The sequence below is a fragment of the Acinetobacter sp. PW68 genome (assembly GCF_020982655.1).
Taxonomy (GTDB): Bacteria; Pseudomonadota; Gammaproteobacteria; order Pseudomonadales; family Moraxellaceae; genus Acinetobacter; species Acinetobacter towneri_A.
Genome location: NZ_JAHZSX010000001.1, coordinates 2,174,624 through 2,200,574 on the forward strand (window position 1 = coordinate 2,174,624; position 25,951 = coordinate 2,200,574).

Sequence of the window (25,951 nt, forward strand, 5' to 3'; positions counted from 1 at the left end):
CTATGGGATAATTATCCAATCCTTCTCTGCAAATGGCATTTATATGTCAACAGGTCATGTTGAATATGCAAGTTTGAATGGAACGCATATCTTTAAGCTTTTTGGCGAAGTGCGTGCCCAATCTTGTATTAGTCTAGACAAACTACTCAGTAAAATTGAACAGCAATCCAATGTGGTGGGTGCAATTGTAGATTTAACCCAAACTACATTTATTGACAGTACAGTTTTAGGTATATTGGCTAAGCTAGGCTTAAAACTAAAACAAATCCATCATATTCAGGCAGTTATGTTATCTACCAATCCAGACATTACTACGCTCGCAAATAGCATGGGCTTAGGACAGGTGTTTGTGATTTTAAATTACTGTGGCGATCCAACATTCTGCACGCGTGAGCTGGTAGAAGAACACGTCACACATAGCAATATGCTCACCACAGTATTAGATGCCCATAAAACCCTCATGAAGCTGAATGAAAACAACCAAAATATGTTCGAACCTTTGGTGAAACAGCTACAAAAAGAACAAGATAATCTCGATCAATGTGCTGAGCAAAATCAGCAGAACGCTTGATCTTCACTCAGGAATGCTTTGATGACTTTACTTTCTGTTGCTCAAATGAACTCGCAAAATGATATTGAAGAAAACTTCAAAATCATTGAAACATTGATTCAACAGAGTAAAGCTGATGGCGCTGAACTGATCGTTTTTCCAGAAAACTTTGTATGTTTTGCCGCAGGTAAACAACGTGAAACCGCGGCACAGTTTGAAAGTATTCAACAGCGTTTGGAACAGCTTGCGCATCAATATCAAATCTGGATTGTGGCGGGTACATTGCCCTGCCCGTATCGCCCTGATGGCTCAACAATTGCAGATGGTCGTGTGCGTACGGTCAGTTTATGTATTAGCCCAGAAAAAACTGAAGCACGATATGACAAAATTCATTTGTTTGATGTGCAAGTTGGTGACTCTGTTGGCGGTTATCAGGAATCTAAGTTTTTTGAACCTGGTTCTGAAGTCGTTGTTGCGAAAACACCATTTGGCAATATTGGCTTAATGGTGTGTTATGACTTGCGCTTTCCTGAATTAGCCTTAACTTTACGTGCGCAAGGCGCAAATATTTTAACCGCGCCATCGGCTTTTACTTACACCACAGGTCAAATGCACTGGCAATTGCTCTTGCAGGCACGTGGCATGGACAGTCAATGTCAGGTTTTAGGTGCAGCCCAACAAGGCTGGCATGGTGAAAAGCGTCAGACTTGGGGACATTCAGGCGCTACCAATTCACGCGGGCAGCTATTGTCAATGGTGCAAGACGAAGGTATGCAACTGATTACAGTGCCTTTTGATTTAGACGAACAAAGCAAAATTCGAGAGTCGATGCCGTTAATGCAGCATCGTCGTTTATTGCAATTTTAAAATCGAATTTCAATAAAAAAGGGTTGATCTGCAATATAGTGATCAACCCTTTTTTATTTCTAATCTTACTTTTTTGCTATTCAGCCACTTCATTGGTCACGCGTAGCACTTCTTCCAAGGTCGTTTTACCTGCCAATACCTTACGCAATCCATCTTCACGAATAGAACCCGATTGCTGTCGTGCATAATCTTCTAGTTCATATTCTGCAGCATTACCATGAATCAAACGGCGCATCGCTTCATCTACAGGGACAATTTCATAAATTGCAGTACGCCCCGTAAAACCTGTATGTGAGCAATGTTCACAGCCTTTGGGTTGCGGAAGTTTTAAATCGGTTGCATCGGTCACACTTTTAAACAGTTCTTGTTCAAAGTCATCTGCAGCATGCCATGTGGCACATTGTGAACATAAGGTACGTACCAAACGCTGTGCGATCACCCCAATTAAAGAACTTGACAGCAAAAAAGGCTCGATGCCCATATCTTTTAAACGGGTGACTGCACCAATGGCCGTATTGGTATGTAGTGTAGACAACACCAAGTGACCAGTTAAAGAAGCCTGCACCGCAATTTCGGCAGTTTCCAAGTCACGAATTTCCCCGACCATCACCACATCGGGGTCTTGGCGCAGCATTGCTTTTAAAGCACGTGCAAAGGTCATATCCACTTTGGTGTTGACCTGTGTTTGCCCAATCCCTTCTAGTTGATATTCAATTGGGTCTTCTGCAGTCAAAATATTTTTAGAACCGTCATTTAGGTCGGATAAGGCAGCATATAAGGTCGTGGTTTTACCGGAACCTGTCGGCCCTGTAACCAAAATAATCCCGTGTGGTCGATGTACCAGTTGCTTTAAGCGATCATAATCATTTTGCATCAACCCCAAATGCGTCATGTTTAAACGACCTGCTTGCTTGTCTAGCAAACGCATCACCACACGCTCACCATGTGAAGATGGTAGCGTTGAAACACGCACATCAACCTCACGACCCGCCAGTCTGAGCGAAATGCGACCATCTTGAGGAATACGTTTTTCTGCAATATCAAGCTTAGCCATGACTTTAATACGTGACACCAACAATGGCGCCAATTCACGACGAGGTTGTACAATTTCACGTAGCTGACCATCGACCCGTAAACGGACTGACAATTTTTTCTCAAAAGATTCGATATGAATATCGGATGCACCGACCCGAATCGCTTCAGATAGTAAGGCATTGATTAAGCGCACAATCGGTGCATCATCTTCCTGATCCATCAGATCTTCTGCTTCTGGAACAGAATCTGCTAAACTGAGCAAGTCAGGATGATCTTCCAGTCCTGCAGCGACTTGCTGCGACTCACCCGTATCACCAGCAAAACTGCTGCTTAATAATTGGTGAAACTCCTGATCAGTACAAAGTTGATGCTTTGCAGGATGCCCCAAAAAACGACGTGCTTCCTGAATAGCAAGCATCGGCGTGTTTTCACGACGTACAATAAAGGCATGATCGCCCTCATAACGAATTAACACCCCATGGCGTTTGGCAAAGCTATACGGTATTTGTAATTGTTTCAGTACTTGCATCAGCGATTATAATAATGATGAAAAAATTTAATTTGAGTGTACTCTAAGCGTATGACAGCGTGAAGTCTGTTTTCGCTGATTTATCAAGAAAGGGATAGGCCATTGTCACAAAATCATGAGATTTCAGAAACTGATTCAGCTAAATTAAAATGGTGGGGTGACTATGAGTTTGAGCTCAATCATCCTAAAGCATGGCAATTTGGCTCACTCTTAGTACGTTTGACACGTGGCATGCAAGAATGGCGTTTGGAATACTATCGTCCGCAGGTTCAATACGATTATGAACAGCAATGGCATAACATTGATGATCCTGAATTTGCCTTTCCACAACCTGTGAAAATTGAACGCTATATGTTCAAATCTACACAAAGTAAATTACAGCTCATGCCTCGTTTGGCAGACCGTTCAGTGGTGATTAAACCTGTCGATCCAATTTATATTCCTGCGGGGCAACGCGGCACCTTGTATATCAGCACACCGTTGTGGATGTCTGCCTTTGTCGATGGTCAACGTGAACCCATTTTTGATTTGCCGATTATTCGCCCGAAAGATACTTGGTTTGGCCCCAATCATCGTACAGGTGAAATTTGCTATGCCACAGCAGTCGATGGCCGTACCGAATTACATCAATTAAAACCACGTGCATTTCGTGCCGTCACGCCTATTGAATTTCACAACACCAGCAATCAACAATTGCGTTTTGACCGAATGAATGTGCCTGTGCCTGCGCTGCCTTTATTTTTCAGCGAAAGTACAGGTCGTTTATGGACTTCACAAATTAAAGTGATGCATGAAGGTTTAGACCGCCCGCCACGAATTCGGATTGAAAATCGCACCCCGCCACATGCAGGTGAAGTGACCTATTTGCAACCACCGCGTGAAACGGCAGGTGCTTTATTTAATATGTTTGATTCATTTTTCTAAGAGGATATTATGGCAGATTCCAATATTTCCAAAGAAATCACCAACAGCCTCAAAGGAATTTTTACCAGTATCAATACAGATCGTCTGACCGAAATTTTGGTCGCAATTGTATTGTCTTTGATTGGTTTCTTAATTGCACGTTTTGTTTCCAATACTTTTGTACGCACTATTGGCGCACGTTTTAATGCGCATCAACGCTTAGTTTGGCGACGCGGGATTTTTTACTTTATTTTCCTGCTGTTTGTGATGGCGAGCCTGAAAGAAGCAGGCTTTAAACTCAGCGTGTTTTTAGGTGCAGCGGGTATTTTAACCGTGGCTTTGGGTTTTGCCTCACAAACCTCGGCATCCAATTTAATTAGTGGTATGTTCCTGATTGGCGAAGGTTCTTTTGAAGTGGGCGATACCATTCAAATCACCCTGATTCGCGGACACACCATTGAAGGTGAAGTGATCTCAATTGACTTACTTTCAGTTAAATTGCTGACCCAAGACAATATTTATGTGCGTTTACCCAATGAACAATTGATTCGTGCACCCGTACACAACTTGTCTAAGTTTCCAATCCGACGTGTGCCCATTACCCTCGCGATTAATTTTCACGAAGATATTATTAAAGTGCGTGAAGTGTTGCTCAGTGTCGCCAATCAATATCCGCTCGTGCTGTCTGACCCTAAACCCGCGGTGACAGTTACAGCTTTCCGTGAATCTTCAATTGAATTGTTGTTTGCGGTGTGGTGTCAGCAAGAAAACTTTTTAAAGGTACGTGATGAAATGCAGGAACGTATCCGTAATGGTTTCCTAGACAACCAAATCGAAATTCCTGTACCCAAAATGGGTTTTGTTGATCATCCTTTATCGCGCCCTTTAAATAATGAAGAACTTGATCAATATGCCAATGCCCAAGCACTGAAACGAGAACCTGACTTAAAGTAATCGTTTCAGTCTTCGACACTTTGCCTCCAACTAAACTTGAGGATCTGCTCAAGCTTTGGAAGACGGCGAAGTGTTGTTTTTTACGAGATCTGGCTCAGGAATTGGGGCAATATATGCAATCAGTAGCATACCTAAACCTGCAGCAAAGAATGACAGCACGCGCATTAAAGTTCCAATATTAGATAAATCTAAAAGCACCAATTTTAAGGTCACAATCACCAAAATACTGCTGCCTAAAATCCATAAGGCACGTAATTGTTTCAGACTGGCAATCCACATGGCGATACAAGCCAAACCCACCCAAAGCAAGGTCAAACTGAGCTGCACAGTGGCATCTTGCCAAACAGCAATCTGGTTGATTGGCGTTCCCAAATACAGATGTAAGGCACGTAATAGCACATAACTACTTAGCCACAGTAAACTCAAGATCATAATTACCGCAGCCAAGCCTTGATCTAAATGGGTTTTGCGTTGCAGATTCAGCATCCACAAAATAGCCACCAACATGGCGATACTGACCAAATCAAATGGATTCAAAATAGGCAGTACATAGCCGTAAAATGCGTGTTCAGTCAAAAGTTGTGAACATAGCATCCACATCAACATAAAGATTAAATTGCTACGCGCATACCAAAATTTGCGCCAATCTGAATCCGGTTGTTGCCACCAACACCACGCCGCAAAGAGCAATGGTAAAATCACCACGCTGCTATACGGATGCTGTGGTAACAGCGTTAAACTCGCCATCGCCAAAATGGGTAACAGTCCTAAACTCACCCATTCTTTGTCGCTAAGGACAGTCCATAAAGGACGCAACCACAACACACTGAGCACGCCTGCAAACAAGGCAAATAACAGACGTTCAGTGTCCGAAATCCAATGTACCGCCCCATCATAGCTACGGCTGAATAATAAACCTGCTGCAGTGAGCGAAACTGGCGTTAGACCTAACCATTTGGGCAATAGCCATGACCATGTCGCTTGACGAGAAAGTAGTACTTCGTTGATAAGTAAATAAATGACCACCACCGCCAAAAGCGTCTGTACGGTTGCAAGTTCTCCATCAAAGTAATCTAAACCTAACCATAGCCATAAACTGGTTGCAGACAACATCATTAAACACAGTACGCTCGTGGTTGCTGTGCTCAGTTGTTGTCTGAAAGCTGCACGGCTGTTGGAAAACACCACAACCGTGGCATAACTTAGGCTCAGTACCCAATAAATACTGCGCTCGAAATAAGGCAACTCTACTAAATAATACAGCCCAGATAAGCCCGCTACGGCAAACAAACCTAGTGCCAAATAACGGCTAATTTTAGAATATTGAATAAAGGCAAAAATAAACACAGCCACGCCTTGTAATGCCCAACCAATGACACTCCATTGTTCAGGCAGTAAAATAGGTGGAATCAACACACTAAAAATCAGCATCAAACTGAAATAACTTTGTGCAATAAATTTTGTCTGCCGATGCTGTTTGGTTAGCCAATACAAACCTGCAAAAACCATAGCAAACAACAAACTAAAGGCTGCCTGCTCTGCTGTTTCTTCAAAATACATTAGATATAAACAAGCATAACCGACAATGGGTGCACCAAAAATCAAGGCAAGGTCTAAAATAGGTTTCAGCTGAAACGTGACAACATCATCCTTTGCCAAAAGCTGACTAAAACGAAAACCCAACCAAATAAAAATAGCCGCATGCGCCAAAACTAAAAGTGTTAACACCTGCCGTTCAAAGATATAACCATGATAAAAGGCATAACCGCCACCCACCACAACCGTCATTAAAAATGCGATTTGATTTAAATATTTCCACGGACGTAAACTACTTAAAATGGCAACCGAAATATTAATCAGCAGATAATAAGCAATAAATTCAATGGCTGTGGCATTACGTACAGGTAAAGTAAACGGTGCAAAATAAGCAATTAGCATCGCCATGAGGGCAAGTTCGACTGATTGTTGTTTCAAACTCAGCCAGAGCGTGAGCAACATCACCACAATAAAACATAGACTGGCAATAGCTAAATTTGGAATGACCAAATTGTAATAAGCAAAAAATAAAGTCAGGCACAGCCCTGCCAACCCCAAACCTTGCACACCCAAAGCAAAGCTGCGATTTTTGTTGCGTAACAAATAACCGAAAACTGTCACTGCAGCACTCACACCAGCAACGAACAAAAGTTTCACTGCCAAACTAAATTGCCAATGCTCAGTAGCAAAACGTAACAGCAACACCACGCCAATGAGTAAGACTGAAATTGCCGCTTTTAACACAGGATTGCCATGTAACAGCCAGGATTGAACTTGTTGCAATAAGCTATTAGTTGATGCACGTGCCTGTGTTGCAAAAGGTGTGGCAGACCTTGAGGAATTGGCTAAATCGGAAGCGGAATATTCTTGATGAAGATGTTCTTGATGTGGATATTCTTGATCTTGAGATGGATAAGAAACATGAGCTGGTTGTTCCTGAACCGAGTTTGGCGCACTCGACAATGTGGAATCAGATTGAATAGCGATGATTTCAGGTTGAGAAGTGGTTGATATAACAGTCTCATCCACCTTTGCCTTAACCGATGAAAGATCTGCATCAAGCTCAGATGTATTAGCTAAAACATGCTCTACTAAGTGTGTTTGAGTCTTCGTCTTTTGGACATGCGTATGGGCAGCAGCACTTTGTAATTGCTGTAATTGATAGAGGCCTTGTTCCAAACGATGCAACCATCGCAGTAACATAAAAACCCACACACTTAAAGCAACAGCTGCCAATAAATACCAATCCACCAATATCGCTAAAAAAGCAATTAAAGCCGCAATATATAAAGGAGTTCTAGAGCTTTGGCGTTGTACTTGTGACTGTGCCCCTGCAACCTGTTCCAGTGAGTTCTGCACTCGTCCCACAAAAAACATCACGCTGATCACCGCAGCAACTGCACAGATATAACTCAGCATCGGCACATCGAGCCACCATGCGCCAATTGCAATTATGATTAATAGCATGAACCAAATGATTCGAATTTCATTCTGCCCTGTCTGCATTGCTCTTCATTTTATTGATATTGTCATGGCTCCGATCATACAACAGCCAGCACGAATCTGAATCAGTATTCATCAGCAATTCGGTAACTGCTCGTGGGCAGCACTTGCCTTAAAAATCAGTTTCTGCGACAACTGCAAAAATCACGTACAATAAACTGCTTATTTGCAGAAGGAATCAATCCATGCCACCATTTGTCTTGGTCGATGGCTCATATTTTCTATTTCGTGCCTTTCACGCACTACCACCATTAACCACGTCAACTGGTTTACATACCAATGCTATTCGTGGCGCGATCTCTGCGATTCAAAAGTTGATGCGTCGTACTCAGCCTACTCACATGGCGGTAATTTTTGATACGCCTGAGCCGACTTTCCGTCACGAACTATCGCCAATTTATAAAGGTGACCGCCCAAGTATGCCTGAGGAACTTTCTCAGCAAATTCCATACTTACATGCTTTAATTCGTGCTTTGGGTATTCCACTTTACATGCTACCAGGCGCAGAAGCCGATGATATTATTGGAACTTTAGCCAAACGTGCCGAAGCCGAAGGACAGCAAGTACTGATTTCTACGGGCGATAAAGACATGGCGCAGTTGGTGACTGAAAAAGTTACCCTTGAAGACAGCTTCAAAGAAAAGCCAATGGATATTCAGGCTGTATTTGACAAGTTTGGCGTATGGCCGCATCAAATTATTGATTATCTGACCCTCATGGGTGATGCTTCCGATGGTATTATGGGCGTGCCCGGCATTGGCGCCAAAACTGCTGCAAAACTACTGACCGAATATGGCTCGATTGGTGCGATTTTAGAAAATGTCGATCATATTAAAGGCAAAGTCGGACAAAATATTAAAGACAATGCCGATGGCATCGCGCTAGATCATCAACTCGCCAGCATTGTTTGTGACCTTGATCTGAACTTTGGTTATGCCGATCTAAAACTACAAGACCCTAATGTTGAAGCCTTACGCAATTTATATACCGAGCTAGAATTCCGTAATCAATTACAATCGCTCGATCATCCAAATAATCCAAATAACAGCAATTATAAACAAGCTGCAAAAACAGTCGCCGCACCGACAGCCAATGAAATTGAAACTGAAGATCAAGCCACGCAAAGCAGTGTCGATGATCAACTTGGTGCTGCAACATACCACACCATTTTAGATCAGGCACATTGGGATGCTTTGCTGCAACGCTTGCAAACTGCACAACGCTTCGCCTTTGATACCGAAACCACCAGTCTAGATTATCGCGTGGCAGAAATTGTTGGTTTCTCTGTCGCATTTGATGCCAAAGATGCCTATTACGTACCTTTGGCGCATGATTATGCGGGCGCGCCACAGCAGCTCAACCGTGATCAGGTTTTGGCACAAATCAAACCTATTTTAGAAAATAATGCGGTGGAGAAAATTGGTCATCATTTAAAATATGATGCGCACGTGCTTGAAAATCACGGTATTCATTTACAAGGTTGGTATTTCGATACCATGTTGGCCTCTTATGTACTCAATTCGGTCGCAACTCGTCACGGCATGGATGATGTGGCACGTTTATATTTAAGCCACCTGACCACATCGTATGAGCAAATTGCAGGCAAAGGCGTCAAGCAAAAAACATTCAATCAAATTGAAATTGAAACGGCTGCACACTACGCTGCAGAAGATGCACATGTCACTTATCGTTTATATAAAGTGCTGTCTGAGAAGCTACAAAAATATCCTGAATTGGTCAATATTTTGCACAATATTGAAATGCCTGTAGCACGTGTGCTAACCAGTATGGAAGAAAACGGCATTCAGCTTGATCTGAACTTTTTAGATCAATTAGGTGTCGATTTTGCCCGAACCATGCAAGATTTAGAAAACCAAATTGTAGAATTGGCAGGTGAAAACTTTAATGTCAGCTCACCAAAACAAGTGGGTGAAATCCTATTTGATAAACTCGGACTCAAAGGCGGCAAGAAAACTGCAACAGGTCAATACAGTACCAGCGAAAGTGTCTTGGAAAAAATTGAGCATCCGATTAGTAGCTTAATTTTAGACTATCGCGGTTTATCTAAACTAAAAAGCACCTATACCGATGGTTTGCTGAAACAAGCCAACGACAATACGCATCGAGTGCATACCAGTTATCACCAAGCTTTGACTGCGACAGGACGTTTATCTTCTACTGATCCAAACTTACAAAACATTCCAATTCGTACCGAAATTGGTCGTCAAATTCGTAAAGCCTTTGTCGCCCCTGAAGGTCGTGTGTTGTTGGCAGCCGACTACTCGCAAATTGAATTGCGTTTAATGGCGCATTTTTCACAAGATGATGCCCTGCTCGATGCCTTTAACCACGGACAAGACGTACACCGCCGTACTGCAGCAGAAGTCTTGGGTATTGCTTTAGAAGATGTGACCTCAGATCAGCGTCGTCAGGCCAAAGCCGTAAACTTCGGTCTGCTCTACGGTATGTCTGAATTTGGCTTGATCCGTCAGCTTGGGTTTACCCGTGAAGAATCACAAAACTACATCAAGCAATACTTTCAGCGTTATCCAGGCATTTATGAATATATGCAGCGCACTCGCCAAGTCGCGCTAGAACAAGGTTTTGTAGAAACTATTTTAGGTCGTCGCCTCTATACACCAGATATTGCTGCACGTAATATGATGGTACGTAAAGCGGCAGAACGTGCGGCAATTAACGCACCATTACAAGGCTCTGCTGCTGATATTATTAAAATGGCGATGATTGAAGTCGACAAAATGTTACCACAAGCGCAAGCCAAAATGTTGCTGCAAGTACACGATGAATTGGTATTTGAAGTGGATGCCGATGCGGCAGATGAACTCGCACCAAAGTTGGCAGAAGTCATGCAATCTGTAGTAGAAATTTCAGTACCATTGGTAGTGGAAGTCGGTCAAGGCAATAACTGGGATGAAGCACACTAAAATCGTTGCACTCTCTTTTTCCGCACCTTCCTTCTTCGAGAAGGAAGGTCAGGGTGAAGGTTATTTGTATTCCCAAAGACATATTAAGGTCGTCAGTCCAAACTTCAAGCATTAAAAAGGACTCCAAGAGTCCTTTTTAATGGTTCTGGAATATTGCGACTTATAAGCCTGTCAGCAAAACAATCGCCACCTGATTCATAATGATTTCAGCGATATATAAAGCCAAAAATGCAATAATAGGCGACAAATCAATCATCCCCATGTTTGGCAATAAACGACGAAATGGTGCCAACAACGGCTCTGCCAACTCTTGAATCACTTCAATATACGGGCCTCGAGATTGAGTAAACATCACCACCCAACTTAAAATAATGGTGGCAAAAATCAAATAACGACAGAAACGGATTAAATCCTGAATCATAGTCACAAAAGTCAGAATCACTAAGTGAATTGGACTATTTGGCATCGCACCATTTAAGTACATGACACCAAATATTTTGAGTAAATACAGCACCACCAACAAAGCTAAGGCAGCAGAATTGACCCGACCTTTGCCAACTGTTGGAAAGATACGTCCAAATACATCTACAATTTTGGTGGCTTTAATGGTTGAAAGCACCACAGGGTTATAAGGACTCACCGCTGCCAATTGCATTAGGAAACGGAAGAATACGAGCAAAATCGCTACGTTAATGATAATGCCAAAAATTAGCGCAGAATTTGCACCCATACTTAAACTTTCCTAAAATTTAAATTCGTTGTTTTTCAATAATTAAATACTATCACTCAACTCTTGCGCTAATTCTTGACTACGCGTTTTAGCAGCAGCCAACGCCGCCTGAATATTTTGTGAAATTTGTGCATGATCAAACACTTCAATCGCAGCTTGGGTCGTGCCATTTGGTGAAGTCACATTTTTGCGTAATTCTGCAGGTGTATTCGAGCTAGTAATTGCCATTTGCGCAGCACCCAAAGCAGTTTGCAAGGTCAATGCTGTCGCAACTTTTTCATCTAAACCTAAGTTCTTGCCTGCACGAATCATGCTTTCCATCAAATAGAAAAAATATGCTGGCCCTGAACCCGATACAGCAGTTACGGCATCAATTTGTGCTTCAGAGTTTACCCAAATGGTTAAACCTGTTGCCGCCAAAACCTGACTTGCTAATTCACGGTCTGTGCTATTGACCTGTTCGGTTGCATACAAACCATGCGCACCTGTTTGCACCAAAGCAGGTGTATTTGGCATTACACGCACCACACGTTCTGTACCCAATAACTCAGAAATCGTGGCAATTTCTGCGCCTGCAACAATCGAAATCACCAGTTTATCATCAAACTGACCGTACAATGGACGCAACACTTGTGCCAAAACCTGAGGCTTGACTGCAAATACGACAATATCTGCCTGTGCGATTGCAGCCAAATTATCCTCAGTGACATGCACATCTTTTTCTTTCAATAAATCACGTACTTGTTCTACAGGATCTGAAACTGTAATACGGGTAGGCGGCAAACCTCTGGCAATCAAACCACCAATCAAGGCTTGCGCCATGTTGCCACCGCCAATGAAACTAATATTACAATTCAATACTGCACTCATGATCCACGCTCTTCGTTGAGTTGTTTGTCGTTAAGAGACTAAAATCGGTTGCCATCCATCTGCGACACAATAGTCCGATTGTGCAAGCCAAAAGCCTTTAGGGCTAAAAACGCCTAGCATAACATTATCTAGGCTTAATATTTGAATTGTATGACGTGTCCACGGAAAAATTTGTGCTTCCTGAATAGCTTTTTTCAGTGGCCATGTACCCACCCGACCATACAAATGAATTTTTTCACCACCTAAACGTGGCCGTAAAGTTAATCGACGATTCAGCAAAGTTGCAGATAAACCAACTTTGGCTTGTTGCAGTTGATAACTGCCAGACCACACTTGAAAAGTCTGATTTTCCTGTAAACATAACGCTTGTTCTTCTGCCTCAAACTGTTCTGCAGCTAAATACTCTGCTTTTGGCAAACGAAATAATTGTTGCTGATAACGCAAATAATAATAATCCTGACAATGTAACGCCGCTTGTGCATCGACTTTGGCCTGAATCACTTCTCGCTGCAAACGATCGACCATATCATAACTTGGGCGATATTGTGCTTGCCCTTTCATCCACGTCGATAAAAGCTGACGTTGCCGTGGCAAAGATAATTGTTGTAACTGAATTAAATTCAACTGCGAAGCTGAACCGCAAGCCGCTAAATCCTGCGCTAAAACTTCGGCCAAAATATGTTCGGTATCTTGCATCAAGTTTGCAGTACGTGCCACAGCTTGCTGCATTTTAGGAAAACGTTGTTGCAACACTGGCCACAACATTTCTCTCGCCCATGCTCGGTCATAATGCACATCCTGATTGCTTGGGTCTTGCACATAATCCAGCTTTAATTCAGCACTCCATTGGCAAATCTGCTCACGCGAGACCTCCAATAACGGACGCCAAATACTGAAATCATCCCGTACATCGACAACCTTCATGGCAGCAAGTCCTTGCACACCTGCGCCTGAAAACAAACGCAGCAATACGGTTTCCGCCTGATCTTGCTGATGGTGCGCCAACACTAAAACTTCGTCGCTATCCAAGTGCTGCATATAGGCCTGATAACGCGCCTGACGTGCCTGATTTTCTAGATTGCCCTCACACACACTGACTTTTTGCAGTACACACGGTACATTTAAATTCTGACAGGTGGCTTGCACCAACTCGCCCCACGCTGCGCTTGGACTTTGCAATTGGTGATCAATGTAAATCGCACGTACTTTTTCAGGACACAAAAATGACAAAAGATGCAGTAGCAACACGGAATCCATGCCGCCACTACATCCGATTAAAAATTTTGTCTGTGCAGGAAAAGCCTGTAGTTGACTTAAGACGCTAGACCTAAATTGTCGCTGCCAAACTTCATTAAACGTTGGTAACGTTCTTCGCATCGTTGTGTTGCATCCATCGCTTGCAATTCATTCAAAGCTTCTTTTAACACATTTTTCAGACTGTGCATGACGTGTTCAGGGTTTAAATGTGCACCCTCACCTTCATCAACCACGTATTCTACAATACCAATCTTTTGCAGTTTTTCTGCGGTCAATGCTAATGCTTCACTGGCTTGTTCGGCTTTTTCTGCAGTTTTCCAGAGAATAGACGCACAACCTTCTGGTGAAATAACAGAATAAATACTGTGTGACAACATCACCACACGGTCTGCCACACCAATACCCAACGCACCGCCTGAACCACCTTCGCCCAATACTGTAGCAATTACAGGTACTTTTAAGTTCGACAGTTGTGCCAAGCTGGTCGCAATCGCTTCTGCCTGACCACGCTCTTCTGCACCTACACCTGGGTATGCGCCCATCGTATCAACAAAAGTGAAAACTGGCAGATTAAAACGCTCTGCCATATCCATAAGACGCTGTGCCTTACGATAGCCTTCTGGATTACACATCCCGAAGTTGTGTTGTAATTTTTCGCGGGTACTGCGACCACGATGTTGACCTATCACCATAACAGGCTGACCATCAAAGCGTGCCAATCCACCGATCATTGCACCATCATCACCAAATAAGCGATCACCATGTAAGGCATCAAATTCAGTGAAAATTTCACCCACATAGTCTAGAAATTGCGGACGTTCAGGATGACGTGCAATTTGCACGGTTTTCCATGCTTTAGATTGAGCAGCTTTTTTCATAAGTCGACTGTTATCCCTAAATTAACCAAATCTTAATCGACAAATTGTTCCGACTGAATATTCAATTCAATGTCCCAATTCTTGAATTGCACTTGTTCATCGTGCAATTCAGCGACAAGCAATGGCCATTGTTTGGCATCACCCGACACGCTGAGCTGCCATTGTTGCGCATTGCGGATGCTTAATTCAATGGCAGGAAGCATCGCATCGCTACGACTTGCGTTGACCAAAACTGCAAGGCGAAGCAACAAACTTAAGTAAACAATTTTATTGCCACCCGCTTTCAGTGCTTCTGTTTTCGCGTCTTGGCGCAACTTTCGACGATGGTTGCCGACCAAATGCGAGAGATAGTTTTGGTCAATTTGTGAGAAACCGGGAATGTCCGAATGTTGCAATAAATATGCACCGTGACGATGATAACTGCTGTGACTGATGGCTAAACCAATTTCATGTAAGTACGCAGCACGACGCAATAAGTCACTATCTTCGTTATTTAATTTTAATGATTCTGCCACGCTGTCAAATAAATGTTGCGCAGTTTTCACCACACGTCCAGCCTGTTTCGGGTCTGAGTTATAACGCCCCATCAAGGCCTGTACACTGCGATCACGAATGTCTTCATGCTGGAAACGTCCCAACAAGTCATACATTACGCCTTCACGCAAAGCCCCATCGGAATACACCAATTTATCGATATCTAATACATCAAATACCGCATATAAAATTGCCAAACCTGCTGGCAAAACTGCTCGACGGTCTTCTTTTAGACCATCAAATTCCATTTCTGATACGTGTTTAAACTTGAGCAAACGGTCTTTGAGTTTTTCTAAACCTTCACGAGTCAGATTTTCCTGCTCATTGCTCCAGCCCATATTTACCGTAATTTGGCGACATGCCTTAATGGTGCCGCTCGAGCCTGCAACGGTATCCCAACCTGCTTCTTTATAGGTATTGGCAATTGAATACAGCTCTTTACGTGCCGCTACCACTGCTTTTTCAAAACTGCTTTTGCTAATTTCACCATCGGCAAAATAGGCTTTGGTATAGGCCACACAGCCCATTTGTAAAGATTCGGTGTGAATTGGCTCAAATTCTTCGCCAATAATTAATTCTGTCGAACCACCACCAATATCAATCACTAAACGACGACCACTATTGGCCATGGTGTGTGATACACCCAAATAAATTAAGCGCGCTTCTTCACGCCCTGCAATAATCTCAATTGGCTTAGGCAAAATTTCTGCAGCTTTTTGAATAAACTCATGTCCGTTTTTGGCCTGACGCAAAGCATTGGTGGCAACAATACGCAAACGGTTTGACTGTACCGCAGTTAAACGCCCAACAAAACGTGCTAAACATGCCAAACCACGTTGTTGTGCTGCTTCGGTTAAATTCTTGTTTTCATCTAAACCAGCGGCCAACTGCACTTTTTCTGACATTGATGCCACTTTTTTTACTTCACCATGATCCACCCGCGCAATGGCTAAGTGGAAACTATTCGACCCCATATCGATGGCTGCGAGTAACTCTTCATCAATTAAAAAATCAGACATTCTTCAAACAAACCTAGACAGAATTGTGCCTAGAGTAATTCACATACACCTAATTTAAAAGCCATTTATCAGCACAATTTGACGACTATTTAAAAATTCTGCATATATGACAATTGTGTTACAGAATTGTCGTGATCGTGAGGATCAATTAGACAAATTTGTATTTTGGATGGAAAATCCAAAGATTCCCCCTACTTTGTTCAAGATGGCTATGTAATACTAATTGGTATAGCTATTTTTAAAAATTATTTGGAGCGTAATCCATGTCTGGCAACATCGTAAACACCACTGATGCAAACTTCGAAGCAGATGTTCTTCAATCAGATACTCCTGTATTGGTTGACTTCTGGGCTGGCTGGTGTGCGCCATGTAAAGCAATTGCACCAGTACTTGAAGTACTTGCAGACGAATATCAAGGCAAAGTGAAAATTGTGAAAGTGGATGTGACTTCTTGCGAACAAACTGCTGTGAACTACAACATCCGCAATATTCCAGCATTACTTATGTTCAAAAATGGTGAAGTGGTTGCACAGCAAGTCGGTGCAGCACCTAAATCTAAATTGACTGCATTTATTGACGAAAATATCTAAGTCGATGGATCCATCGTCTATTTATAGAGATGATGAAAAAAATACGCCACGCATTGGCGTATTTTTTTTGCCTACAAATTGACAAGTAGACGTTTCTCTCTTATATTGCATGCTCAGGAAACGCAGGATCTTTCATCCTCTTTCTGAAAAGACACAACACAAAAATGCCGCTCGGCAACAGAAATTGTTTTTCACATTTTTCAATCAAACAATGAATCAGTGCTCTGAATCGTTATTGTGCAAATACAATTGCTTTCATTTTATTGTATGAATGCGGCTAAATGTTGCTCCCTCTCTAACCTGTACCCCAGAATTTTAATTCTATCAGAATCTCTATGAATTTAACCGAACTCAAGAAAAAACCGATTGGCGAACTCATCAAGATTGCCGAGTTTATGGGCCTTGAAGGAATGGCGCGTAACCGCAAGCAAGACATTATTTTTGCCATCTTAAAGCGCCATGCCATGAATGGTGAAGAGATTTTTGGTGATGGCGTTCTAGAAATTCTCTCTGATGGTTTTGGTTTCCTACGCTCTGCTGCTGGTTCATACCTAGCTGGCCCAGATGACATTTATGTCAGCCCTTCACAAATTCGTCGCTTTAACCTACGAACAGGTGACACAATTACAGGGACCATTCGCCCACCTAAAGAAGGTGAACGTTATTTTGCTTTACTTAAAGTAAACCAAATTAACTACGACACCCCTGAAAATTCACGTAATAAAATTTTATTTGAAAACTTGACTCCACTTTTCCCAACAGAACAATTGGTAATGGAGTTGGGTAATGGAACAACTGAAGACTTAACTGCTCGTGTAGTAGATTTGGTTGCCCCAATTGGTAAAGGTCAGCGTTCAATTATTGTCGCTCCGCCTAAAGCGGGTAAAACCATGTTGCTTCAAAACATCGCCCAGTCGATTGTGCGCAACAATCCTGAGGTTTTCTTAATCGTCCTTCTGATTGACGAACGCCCTGAAGAAGTGACGGAAATGGAACGCACCGTGCGCGGTGAAGTGATTGCATCAACCTTTGATGAATCACCTGCACGTCACGTTCAAGTGGCTGAAATGGTTATTGAAAAAGCCAAACGTTTGGTTGAACACAAAAAAGATGTCGTGATTTTACTGGATTCGATTACCCGTTTGGCTCGTGCCTATAACACCGTTGTACCATCTTCAGGTAAAGTTTTAACGGGTGGTGTGGATGCACATGCTCTAGAACGTCCAAAACGTTTCTTTGGTGCTGCACGTAATATTGAAGAAGGTGGTTCTCTAACCATTATTTCAACAGCACTGATTGAAACAGGCAGTAAAATGGATGAAGTGATTTACGAAGAGTTTAAAGGTACAGGCAACCAAGAGATCACCTTAGACCGCCGTATTGCAGAAAAACGTGTTTTCCCTGCCATGAACATCAAGAAATCAGGCACGCGTCGTGAAGAGCGTTTAATGAGTGAAGATAATCTACGTAAGGTTTGGATTTTACGTAAATTGTTACACACTCAAGATGAATTGGCAGCAATGGAATTCTTGCTTGATCGCATGAAAGAAACAAAAACCAATGACGATTTCTTTGATCAAATGAAACGTAAAGCTGCCAATTAAACTGCTATAAATATTAGAACACCTAAAAAAGTCATCTTATAACGATGGCTTTTTTATTTGGTTGACAAATTTTACATAAAGACACAATTGCACGTGATATATGTAAACTTATTTTTAAGTAAATGATTATTAAAAAATATTTAGTAAAAATCTTTTAGTTTTTAGCCAGTTAACGCGCGAGTCTCCAATCTAAAATGCCAAATTAATTGTTATTTTCTGTTAAAAAAGCACGTATTTTTCGCGTTTTTTTGCCTTTTTTTCAATCAACCTAGTAGCAATTCAAAAAGCGCAGTGATAGCATATTCGCAGACCAGTTAGACTGCGCCTGCGTTGTTAGTGCCTAACAAAATTTAGGAATAATAAAAGCATACAACAGACTAACTTCGGTTTTTTTTAATCTCATATTTTAGAGAGTGATGCCATGTTATTCAAAAAAATCGCTATTGCTGCTGCAGTTGCTACTACTTTAGCTTTCGTTGGTTGTGCTAAAAAAACTGAAGAAGCTGCTGCTGACGCTAACGCTGCTGCATCTGAAGCTGTTGTAGCTGCATCTGAAGCTGAAGCTGCTGCTGACGCTGCTGCTGTTGAAGTTGCTTCTGACGCTGAAGTTGCTGTAGACGCTGCTGCTGATGCTGCTGACACTGCTGCTGCTGCTGCAACTGATGCTGCTGACGCTGCTGTAGACGCTGCTGCTGCTGCTTCTGAAGCTGCTGCTCAATAATCGATACGATTATGCAGTACAAAAGAGAGCCTTTGGCTCTCTTTTTTATTTACATTTGAACTTATTTAAAATATTTGTTTATTAATCAAACCGTCTAAGTACCACTTTTCGCACTTTATTTTCTTCATCTTTAGCGTGCCACTCTAATACGTATAACCATACAAGTAGGCTCATCTAATACCCCTATTTACCCCAAATAAGGCAGTTAATTTCTATTTATTTAGACCTAGCCGTTATTTAGCCTCGCAAACAATCTAAGCAACTCGCCTTTTTATTGTAAGCGTCCGCTGAACACACCTTATGAATTCATCCTATAAGCCTTAATTTAGTCCCCACTTAAAAACAAGTGGGGACTAAAATTTATGACTACAAATCACCAGACATCCATCGCATCTCTTGCGAAAAAACGAAGAACATACAGTGCTGAATTTAAACAGCAGATCGTTCAGGCTTGTAAAGCACCGGACGTTTCAATTGCTTCAGTCGCTTTGCAACATGGATTGAATACAAATCTTGTATCCAAATGGATTCGCTTAATTGATGCTAAGCCAGGGAATGATCGCTCACCACTACCGAATAAACCTGCATTTATTGCCTTATCTTGCTCTGCACCATTAGATCCTACTCCTACTGACATGTTAACGGTTCAAATTACTTTACCCCACTCAAAAGCAGAAATTGGCTTGAAATGGCAAGTATCAGAAATATCTGCTTTAGCAGAATTACTCAAGGCACTTGCAACATGATCCGCATTGATGAAATCTGGCTTTCTACCCAACCTCTGGATATGCGAGCAGGGATGGATACGGTCATGGCGCAGATTATGAAAGCCTTTGGCTACATTAAACCGCATTGCGCCTACCTGTTCTGTAATAAACGTGGCCATCGCATGAAAGTGCTGGTACATGATGGACTGGGCATCTGGCTGTGTGCCCGGCGGTTGGAACAGGGCAAATTTCACTGGGCTAAAGTTCACCAGGGTGAAAGCGTAGCCCTCAGCCCGGAACAGTTACAGGCACTGATCCAGGGTTTGCCTTGGCAGCGCATTGGACGACAGCAAGTGGTCACAATGCTCTAAACTAGCTTGGTCCATTCTGCTATTCTCCAAATGTTGTATTTCATTCTTCTCATGACCTCAGGCATACTGCGGTCATGAATACGCTGCCTGATTTAAGCCAACTGACCCATGAACAACTGCTGGAATTTACCAGACAGTTGGCAATGCAGCATCAGTCTCTGGCACAATCAAATCAAGAATTAGAAAAATCAAACCAACAATTAGATACCAAAGTTCAGCATCTTGAAGTATCCAATCAGCAATTAGATGCTCAAGTTCAACATCTTTCCATTCTCAATCAAAAATACGAGCATGAACTTGCGCTGTTTAAAAAGCACAAATTCGGCAGTAAAAACGAACATCTCACTGCAAAACAAATCCACCTGTGGGATGAAGCGGTTGAAGAAGATATTGCCGCGGTTGATCTAGAACTGGAACGGCTGAATGCAGATAAAACCGATGCAGTGACACACAAAGCCAAAACCAATAAACCTAAACGTCGACCACTGCCAGATCATCTACACACCATCCGTATTGAGCATGAACCTGCATCAACCCAATGTGCTTGTGGCTGCCAACTTCGTCGTATCGGCGAAGATGTCAGTGAAAAACTGCATTTCAGACCGGCACAGTTCTATAAGGAACAGCATGTGCGTGGTAAATGGGTCTGTGATCAGTGTGACACCCTGACTCAGCAAGCGATGCCCGCCTATGTGATTGATAAAGGCATTGCTTCACCTGAACTGCTCAGCCATGTTTTGGTATCGAAATATGCCGATCATTTGCCGCTGTACCGTCAACGTCTGATCTATCAGCGGGCGGGAATCGAACTTTCTAGATCAACTTTATCTGACTGGATAGGTCGCTGCGGTGTAGAACTGGAACCTCTGGCCAATGCCTTAAAAGAGGTGGTACTACAACAGCAGGTGCTGCATGCAGATGAAACACCGGTCACCATCATGCGGATGGGTGAGAATGATAAAAAACCGAAGAAAGGTTATGTCTGGGCCTATGCCACTACACAGTACAATCCAGTTCAGGCGGTGATCTATGACTTTCAGGATAGTCGTTCAGGCCAGCATGCTGCAGAGTTCTTGAAAGGCTGGCAGGGCCATCTGGTCTGTGATGATTACAGTGGTTATAAAGCACGCTTTAAATCAGGCCAGGTCATAGAGGTGGGCTGCATGGCCCATGCACGTCGTAAATTCCATGAACTGCATGTGACCGGGAAAAGTCAGGTCGCTGAACAGGCCTTAGTGCTGATTCAGAAACTGTATGCGATAGAAGCAGAACTCAGGAAAAAGACCGATGGTACAGCGGAAGACCGCCGCGAATACCGACAACAGCATAGTCAACCGGTGATGCAACAACTGTATGAATGGCTTAACCAACATCAACTGACTGTGCCATCGAGTTCTCCAACCGCCAAGGCCATCAATTACACTCTGAAGCGTTGGCCAGCTTTAAGCCGCTATCTGGATGATGGCAATCTACCTATAGATAATAATTGGGTGGAAAACCAGATGCGACCTTGGGCGTTGGGACGTAAGAATTGGCTATTTGCAGGTTCGCTGCGCAGCGGTCAGCGAGCAGCCAATATCATGACATTAATCCAGTCAGCAAAGCTGAATGGGCTGGATCCGTATGCCTATTTAAGTGATGTTCTGAAAAGGTTGCCGACACATAAAGTGACCCAAATAGAAGAATTACTGCCACACCGCTGGAAATCCGACCAAAATTAAAAAATAGGTATGGGATTCAGCGGACGCTTACTTTTTATTCAGCTGCGAAGCACATGATTTAGACCTCCATCTTCGACATTTGCTAAACCACATATCGTGCAAGAACCAGACAACACCGTATACCCGTTTTATTTATGATGTTTACCCAACTTTGACTAGCGAAGACCATAAGAAAGGCATAAAAAAAGCAGATCAATCGATCTGCTCATTTCCTACACGCTGGCGGAATTTCTGCCCTGCGCGGAATGTGACGACACGGCGTGCTGAAATTGGAATTTCTTCGCCCGTTTTTGGGTTGCGACCAGGTCGTTGACGTTTATCACGTAACTCGAAGTTCCCAAACCCTGAAAGTTTAACTTGTTCGCCAGAGATCAGTGCTTGGCTGATCTCATCAAAAAATAACTCAACCATTTGTTTCGCTTCACGGCGGTTTAAACTCGTGAGCTCACTTAAATGATCAGCCATTTCTGCTTTTGTTAATGCTGTCATGAAGCCCTCAATGTCGCTTGGTAAGTGTTTTCCAACACTTGCAGAATGTTATCCATACCAGATTTAATTTCAGCATCTTCAAGTGTACGTGTTGGGTGTTGCCATAACAAGGCAAAAGCCAAAGAACGTTTGCCTTGTTCAACCCCTTTACCGGTATACACATCGAATAACCAAGTCGAGTCTAACAGTGCTCCACCCGTTTTTTCAATAAGTTGCTGAATTTCACTTACATTTATCTTATCACTAATTAAAAGCGCAATATCACGTCTAACCGATGGAAAACGTGATAATTCTGTAAAATTAGATACATAAGTTTGCAAAACTGCTGTTTGATCGAGTTCTGCCACCCATGTCGTGCCTAGATCTAGCTCATTTTCTAAAGATGGATGCAAACGACCCAAGTAACCAATAGACTGACCATCTACTAAAATTTCAGCAGATTGCCCAGGATGCAACCAAGTGCGCTCTGAACGAACATACTCAACCTGTACACGACCTGCAGCTAAAACTTCTTCAATATCACCTTTAAAATCAAAGAAGTCCATAGGCTGTGGCTTGACATGCCATGATTCTGGGTATTTAGCACCCACGGCAATCAATGCCAAAGTTGGAATTTGTTTTAAATCATGAATGCTTACTGCATGTTGATAATCAAAACGCAATCCCAACTCAAAGAAACGCACACGATTTTGTTGACGATTCACGTTGTACTGCACACATGGAATCAAGCTTGATAACAGTGTTGAGCGCATCACTGCTAAATCGCTCGAAATGGGATTTGCTAATGCCAACGGGTTCACCGCAGGATTTAATTGTTTTTCCAATTTTGCATCGGCAAAACTAAAGCTAATTGCTTCTTGATAGCCCAAAGTCACTGCAGTTTGACGTAATTGAGCAACTTCAAACTGATCTTGGTATTTTGCCAATTGCACATCAATCACAGGCAAACTGATTTGAATGTTGTCATAACCATGAATACGGGCAATTTCTTCAATTAAGTCTTGGTAAATTGCCATATCAAAACGATGCGATGGGGGCACAACGCTCCACTGACCTTCAGCTTGAACAGTCACTTGACAACCTAAACGGGTTAAAGCATCGGCGATAAATTCCGCATCGACGTGATAGCCCAAGAGCTGATCGACTTGCGACTGATTTAACAGAATTGCTGCACGTGTTGGTAAGTGTGCTGCTTGTTCTGCCACTGTAATTGGACCAAATTCGCCACCCGCTAATTCTGCAATCAGTTGGGATGCACGGTTCATGGCCAATAATGGCAATTCAAAATCGACACCACGTTCATAACGCTGTGAGGCATCGGTATGTAGGCCATAACGACGTGCACGACCTGCAATATGCAATGGTGCAAAGAAAGCGGATTCAAGGAAAATTTCTGTGGTTTCATCACTTACCGCAGAAGATAAGCCACCCATGATGCCCGCCATCGCCAATACTTTTGCATCATCAGCAATCACCATCACATCTTCTTGCAACTCAACTTCTTGCTCGTTTAACAGCACCATTTTCTCTGCTGCAGTCGCTTGTCGAACTTGGATACCACCTTGAATTTTCGCACCATCAAAAGCGTGCATTGGCTGACCCAATTCAATCAAGACATAGTTAGTAATATCTACCAAAATACTATGTTGACGGATCCCTGAACGTGCCAACGCGCGCTCCATCCACTCAGGTGTAGCTGCTTTGGTATTGACATTTTTAATCACACGACCTAAATAACGTGGGCAGCCTTCAGTCAAACTTTGTACGGTTTTTTCATCGTGAATGGTTGATGCTACTGGCTGAATATCAGGTGAATTAACGGACAATTGGTTAATCACCCCAATTTCACGAGCCACACCACGAATACTGAAGCAGTCACCACGGTTAGGCGTAATGCTGATATCAATGACATGGTCATCTAGATCAAGGTATTCACGTACATTCACGCCTACAGGTGCATCTGCAGGCAGTTCTAATAAACCATCAAGTTTATCCTCAAGATCAATTTCTGACGCACCGCACAACATCCCTTGCGATTCCACACCACGCAATTTACCTTTTTTGATTTTAAAGTCGCCTGGCAATACCGCACCAATGGTTGCCACAGGTGCTTTCATACCTGCACGTACGTTTGGCGCACCGCACACAATCTGCAATGGCTCACCTGAACCAATGTTTACCGTAGTGACACGTAAACGATCAGCATCTGGATGCTGTTCAACCGTTAAGACTTCACCTACCACAACGCCTGTAAATGGCTTTGCTGCTGGTGACATATCATCGACTTCTAGCCCCAGCATCGTGAGTTGATTCGATAAGGTTTCACTATCAATAGCTGGGTTGACCCAAGTGCGTAACCAATTTTCGCTAATTTTCATACATTCATTTCCTGAATCTCCCCTAACCCCTCTTTAACAAAAAGGGGAATTCCCACACTTCTATTTATTTCGCGTAAGCCCCCTTTACAAGAGGGATTTAGAGGGATTTTAAAATCTAATAATAATCTCTTTTCTCCTCTCCTAATTGTAGGAAAGGTTGTTTAAAAAAGTTTTAAGCAAACTGGCGCAAGAAACGCACATCATTTTGGTAGAACATACGCAAGTCATTGATGCCATAACGCAACATCGCAAAACGCTCTACCCCTAAACCGAAGGCAAAACCTTTATATTTTTCTGGGTCGATGCCTGAAGCGCGTAACACGTTTGGATGCACCATGCCGCAGCCCAAAACTTCCAGCCAGCGACCACGTTCATCCATAATATCCACTTCAGCACTTGGCTCTGTGAATGGGAAATAAGATGGGCGGAAACGTACTTTTAAGTCTTTTTCAAAGAATTCATTCAATAGGTTAATCAACAAACCTTTGAGTTCTGCAAAACTGGTATTTTCTGCGACGTATAAGCCTTCAATTTGATGGAACATTGGTGAGTGTGTTTGGTCTGAGTCGCAGCGATACACACGACCTGGACAAACAATACGAATAGGCGGCTGCTGATTTTCCATGGTGCGAATCTGTACGCCAGACGTATGTGTACGCAATAAATGATTCACATCAAAATAGAAAGTATCGTGCATGGCACGCGCAGGGTGATGTCCTGGAATATTCAACGCTTCAAAGTTGTGATAGTCATCTTCAACTTCTGGCCCCGTAGCCACGGTAAAACCTGTTTTGGTAAAGAATTGGCAAATACGTTCCTGTACCTGCGTAACTGGGTGAATACTGCCAATGCTTTGACCACGACCTGGCAAAGTAATATCAACGGTTTCATTGGCCAGTTTTTGCGCCAAAGCCGCTTGTTGTAATTCAGATTGACGCGCAGTTAATGCCGCATTGATTACTTCACGCACAGTGTGAATTTGTGCACCAAACTCTTTACGCTGTTCAGGGTCCATTTTACCCAGTGCTTTGGATTGTTCCGCAAGCTGGCTTTTTTTCCCCGTAAATTGCACTCGCACCTGGTCGAGTGTAGCAAGGTCCTCTGCTGCTGCAATTGCAGCGAGCGCTTCATTGGTCAGGGCTTCCAGTGACATAGTAACTCTCAAAAGCAACAATTTAGAAATAATTAAAAAACCCCGTATTCTAACAGTTTTTAGTCGCCATGATGAAGCTTCGATGTAATGAAAATTAGATTAGCATC

Annotated in this window: 21 protein-coding genes; 11 read left to right on the forward strand and 10 right to left on the reverse strand. The window is 42.7% G+C overall.

The window, feature by feature from the left end; genetic code table 11:
• Positions 1–43 precede the first annotated feature (43 nt).
• Together gigB and K1T76_RS10390 are read left to right on the forward strand one after the other, a co-directional pair.
• The gene (gene gigB, locus K1T76_RS10385; protein WP_019838180.1) at positions 44–571 is read left to right on the forward strand and encodes an anti-anti-sigma factor GigB; all 528 of its coding nucleotides are present in this window, start codon (positions 44–46) and stop codon (positions 569–571) included.
• A gap of 21 nt (positions 572–592) precedes the next feature.
• Positions 593–1,417 (forward strand): carbon-nitrogen hydrolase family protein, encoded by an 825-nt coding sequence (locus K1T76_RS10390; protein ID WP_230245317.1) that lies wholly within the window; start codon positions 593–595, stop codon positions 1,415–1,417.
• Positions 1,418–1,493: 76 nt separating this feature from the next.
• Here K1T76_RS10390 and gspE read toward each other — a convergent pair whose 3' ends face one another.
• Positions 1,494–2,981: a type II secretion system ATPase GspE gene (gene gspE / locus K1T76_RS10395; protein WP_230245318.1), complete on the reverse strand. Its 1,488-nt coding sequence runs from the start codon at positions 2,979–2,981 to the stop codon at positions 1,494–1,496.
• Between the two features lie 102 nt (positions 2,982–3,083).
• Between gspE and K1T76_RS10400 the strand changes: the two genes are divergently transcribed.
• Together K1T76_RS10400 and K1T76_RS10405 are read left to right on the forward strand one after the other, a co-directional pair.
• The gene (locus K1T76_RS10400) at positions 3,084–3,905 is read left to right on the forward strand and encodes a hypothetical protein (RefSeq protein ID WP_230245319.1); all 822 of its coding nucleotides are present in this window, start codon (positions 3,084–3,086) and stop codon (positions 3,903–3,905) included.
• A 9-nt stretch (positions 3,906–3,914) separates the two neighbouring features.
• A complete protein-coding gene (locus K1T76_RS10405; RefSeq protein WP_096902425.1) occupies positions 3,915–4,838 on the forward strand; it encodes a mechanosensitive ion channel family protein in 924 nt (307 codons plus the stop codon).
• A gap of 48 nt (positions 4,839–4,886) precedes the next feature.
• Here K1T76_RS10405 and K1T76_RS10410 read toward each other — a convergent pair whose 3' ends face one another.
• Positions 4,887–7,880 carry a DUF2339 domain-containing protein gene (locus K1T76_RS10410; protein WP_230245320.1) on the reverse strand — a complete coding sequence of 998 codons (2,994 nt, stop codon included), beginning with the start codon at positions 7,878–7,880 and terminating at the stop codon, positions 4,887–4,889.
• Positions 7,881–8,062: 182 nt separating this feature from the next.
• Between K1T76_RS10410 and polA the strand changes: the two genes are divergently transcribed.
• Positions 8,063–10,822: a DNA polymerase I gene (gene polA, locus K1T76_RS10415; RefSeq protein WP_230245321.1), complete on the forward strand. Its 2,760-nt coding sequence runs from the start codon at positions 8,063–8,065 to the stop codon at positions 10,820–10,822.
• 160 nt (positions 10,823–10,982) lie between these two features.
• Here polA and K1T76_RS10420 read toward each other — a convergent pair whose 3' ends face one another.
• Genes K1T76_RS10420 through ppx form a run of 5 tightly spaced genes read right to left on the reverse strand, consistent with a single transcriptional unit; the run spans position 10,983 to position 16,110 of the window.
• Entirely contained in the window at positions 10,983–11,552 is a 570-nt protein-coding gene (locus K1T76_RS10420) for a YggT family protein (RefSeq protein ID WP_180112611.1), read from the reverse strand.
• Positions 11,553–11,594: 42 nt separating this feature from the next.
• Positions 11,595–12,422 carry a pyrroline-5-carboxylate reductase gene (gene proC / locus K1T76_RS10425; RefSeq protein WP_230245322.1) on the reverse strand — a complete coding sequence of 276 codons (828 nt, stop codon included), beginning with the start codon at positions 12,420–12,422 and terminating at the stop codon, positions 11,595–11,597.
• A gap of 30 nt (positions 12,423–12,452) precedes the next feature.
• The gene (gene tilS, locus K1T76_RS10430; RefSeq protein ID WP_230245323.1) at positions 12,453–13,799 is read right to left on the reverse strand and encodes a tRNA lysidine(34) synthetase TilS; all 1,347 of its coding nucleotides are present in this window, start codon (positions 13,797–13,799) and stop codon (positions 12,453–12,455) included.
• Entirely contained in the window at positions 13,736–14,557 is an 822-nt protein-coding gene (locus K1T76_RS10435; RefSeq protein ID WP_019838189.1) for an acetyl-CoA carboxylase carboxyltransferase subunit alpha, read from the reverse strand. The genes tilS and K1T76_RS10435 overlap by 64 nt, the downstream gene beginning before the upstream one ends.
• 32 nt (positions 14,558–14,589) lie before the next feature.
• Positions 14,590–16,110: an exopolyphosphatase gene (ppx, locus tag K1T76_RS10440; protein ID WP_004975167.1), complete on the reverse strand. Its 1,521-nt coding sequence runs from the start codon at positions 16,108–16,110 to the stop codon at positions 14,590–14,592.
• A gap of 263 nt (positions 16,111–16,373) precedes the next feature.
• Here ppx and trxA point away from each other — a divergent pair, with 263 nt between their 5' ends.
• From trxA to tnpC, 6 genes are all read left to right on the forward strand, one after another.
• Positions 16,374–16,700 carry a thioredoxin gene (gene trxA, locus K1T76_RS10445; protein WP_004975164.1) on the forward strand — a complete coding sequence of 109 codons (327 nt, stop codon included), beginning with the start codon at positions 16,374–16,376 and terminating at the stop codon, positions 16,698–16,700.
• Between the two features lie 335 nt (positions 16,701–17,035).
• Complete coding sequence (rho, locus tag K1T76_RS10450) at positions 17,036–18,304, forward strand: transcription termination factor Rho (protein WP_004975162.1); 1,269 nt, start codon at positions 17,036–17,038, stop codon at positions 18,302–18,304.
• Positions 18,305–18,725: 421 nt separating this feature from the next.
• Positions 18,726–19,025 (forward strand): hypothetical protein, encoded by a 300-nt coding sequence (locus K1T76_RS10455; RefSeq protein WP_178318761.1) that lies wholly within the window; start codon positions 18,726–18,728, stop codon positions 19,023–19,025.
• 362 nt (positions 19,026–19,387) lie between these two features.
• Complete coding sequence (gene tnpA / locus K1T76_RS10460; protein WP_004691518.1) at positions 19,388–19,771, forward strand: IS66-like element accessory protein TnpA; 384 nt, start codon at positions 19,388–19,390, stop codon at positions 19,769–19,771.
• Complete coding sequence (tnpB, locus tag K1T76_RS10465) at positions 19,768–20,103, forward strand: IS66 family insertion sequence element accessory protein TnpB (protein WP_171489061.1); 336 nt, start codon at positions 19,768–19,770, stop codon at positions 20,101–20,103. The genes tnpA and tnpB overlap by 4 nt, the downstream gene beginning before the upstream one ends.
• Positions 20,104–20,177: 74 nt before the next feature.
• Positions 20,178–21,824: an IS66 family transposase gene (gene tnpC / locus K1T76_RS10470; protein ID WP_230243708.1), complete on the forward strand. Its 1,647-nt coding sequence runs from the start codon at positions 20,178–20,180 to the stop codon at positions 21,822–21,824.
• 192 nt (positions 21,825–22,016) lie between these two features.
• On the opposite strand, the gene K1T76_RS10475 is transcribed toward tnpC, so the two are convergent.
• The 3 genes from K1T76_RS10475 to pheS all read right to left on the reverse strand — a co-directional run bounded on the left by K1T76_RS10475 (position 22,017) and on the right by pheS (position 25,844).
• The gene (locus tag K1T76_RS10475; RefSeq protein ID WP_004649746.1) at positions 22,017–22,313 is read right to left on the reverse strand and encodes an integration host factor subunit alpha; all 297 of its coding nucleotides are present in this window, start codon (positions 22,311–22,313) and stop codon (positions 22,017–22,019) included.
• Positions 22,310–24,691 (reverse strand): phenylalanine--tRNA ligase subunit beta, encoded by a 2,382-nt coding sequence (pheT, locus tag K1T76_RS10480; RefSeq protein WP_230245324.1) that lies wholly within the window; start codon positions 24,689–24,691, stop codon positions 22,310–22,312. Before pheT ends, K1T76_RS10475 begins: the two co-directional genes overlap by 4 nt.
• A 172-nt stretch (positions 24,692–24,863) precedes the next feature.
• Positions 24,864–25,844 carry a phenylalanine--tRNA ligase subunit alpha gene (gene pheS, locus K1T76_RS10485; RefSeq protein ID WP_230245325.1) on the reverse strand — a complete coding sequence of 327 codons (981 nt, stop codon included), beginning with the start codon at positions 25,842–25,844 and terminating at the stop codon, positions 24,864–24,866.
• Positions 25,845–25,951 lie beyond the last annotated feature (107 nt).

Bases quoted from the DNA above. Each gene is read 5' to 3' on its own strand.
- gigB (WP_019838180.1), top strand. From the start codon at position 44: ATGTCAACAGGTCATGTTGAATATGCAAGTTTGAATGGAACGCATATC.
- K1T76_RS10390 (WP_230245317.1), top strand. From the start codon at position 593: ATGACTTTACTTTCTGTTGCTCAAATGAACTCGCAAAATGATATTGAA.
- gspE (WP_230245318.1), bottom strand. From the start codon at position 2,981: ATGCAAGTACTGAAACAATTACAAATACCGTATAGCTTTGCCAAACGC.
- K1T76_RS10405 (WP_096902425.1), top strand. From the start codon at position 3,915: ATGGCAGATTCCAATATTTCCAAAGAAATCACCAACAGCCTCAAAGGA.
- K1T76_RS10410 (WP_230245320.1), bottom strand. From the start codon at position 7,880: ATGCAGACAGGGCAGAATGAAATTCGAATCATTTGGTTCATGCTATTA.
- polA (WP_230245321.1), top strand. From the start codon at position 8,063: ATGCCACCATTTGTCTTGGTCGATGGCTCATATTTTCTATTTCGTGCC.
- K1T76_RS10420 (WP_180112611.1), bottom strand. From the start codon at position 11,552: ATGGGTGCAAATTCTGCGCTAATTTTTGGCATTATCATTAACGTAGCG.
- proC (WP_230245322.1), bottom strand. From the start codon at position 12,422: ATGAGTGCAGTATTGAATTGTAATATTAGTTTCATTGGCGGTGGCAAC.
- tilS (WP_230245323.1), bottom strand. From the start codon at position 13,799: ATGCGAAGAACGTTACCAACGTTTAATGAAGTTTGGCAGCGACAATTT.
- K1T76_RS10435 (WP_019838189.1), bottom strand. From the start codon at position 14,557: ATGAAAAAAGCTGCTCAATCTAAAGCATGGAAAACCGTGCAAATTGCA.
- ppx (WP_004975167.1), bottom strand. From the start codon at position 16,110: ATGTCTGATTTTTTAATTGATGAAGAGTTACTCGCAGCCATCGATATG.
- trxA (WP_004975164.1), top strand. From the start codon at position 16,374: ATGTCTGGCAACATCGTAAACACCACTGATGCAAACTTCGAAGCAGAT.
- rho (WP_004975162.1), top strand. From the start codon at position 17,036: ATGAATTTAACCGAACTCAAGAAAAAACCGATTGGCGAACTCATCAAG.
- K1T76_RS10455 (WP_178318761.1), top strand. From the start codon at position 18,726: ATGTTATTCAAAAAAATCGCTATTGCTGCTGCAGTTGCTACTACTTTA.
- tnpA (WP_004691518.1), top strand. From the start codon at position 19,388: ATGACTACAAATCACCAGACATCCATCGCATCTCTTGCGAAAAAACGA.
- tnpB (WP_171489061.1), top strand. From the start codon at position 19,768: ATGATCCGCATTGATGAAATCTGGCTTTCTACCCAACCTCTGGATATG.
- tnpC (WP_230243708.1), top strand. From the start codon at position 20,178: ATGAATACGCTGCCTGATTTAAGCCAACTGACCCATGAACAACTGCTG.
- K1T76_RS10475 (WP_004649746.1), bottom strand. From the start codon at position 22,313: ATGACAGCATTAACAAAAGCAGAAATGGCTGATCATTTAAGTGAGCTC.
- pheT (WP_230245324.1), bottom strand. From the start codon at position 24,691: ATGAAAATTAGCGAAAATTGGTTACGCACTTGGGTCAACCCAGCTATT.
- pheS (WP_230245325.1), bottom strand. From the start codon at position 25,844: ATGTCACTGGAAGCCCTGACCAATGAAGCGCTCGCTGCAATTGCAGCA.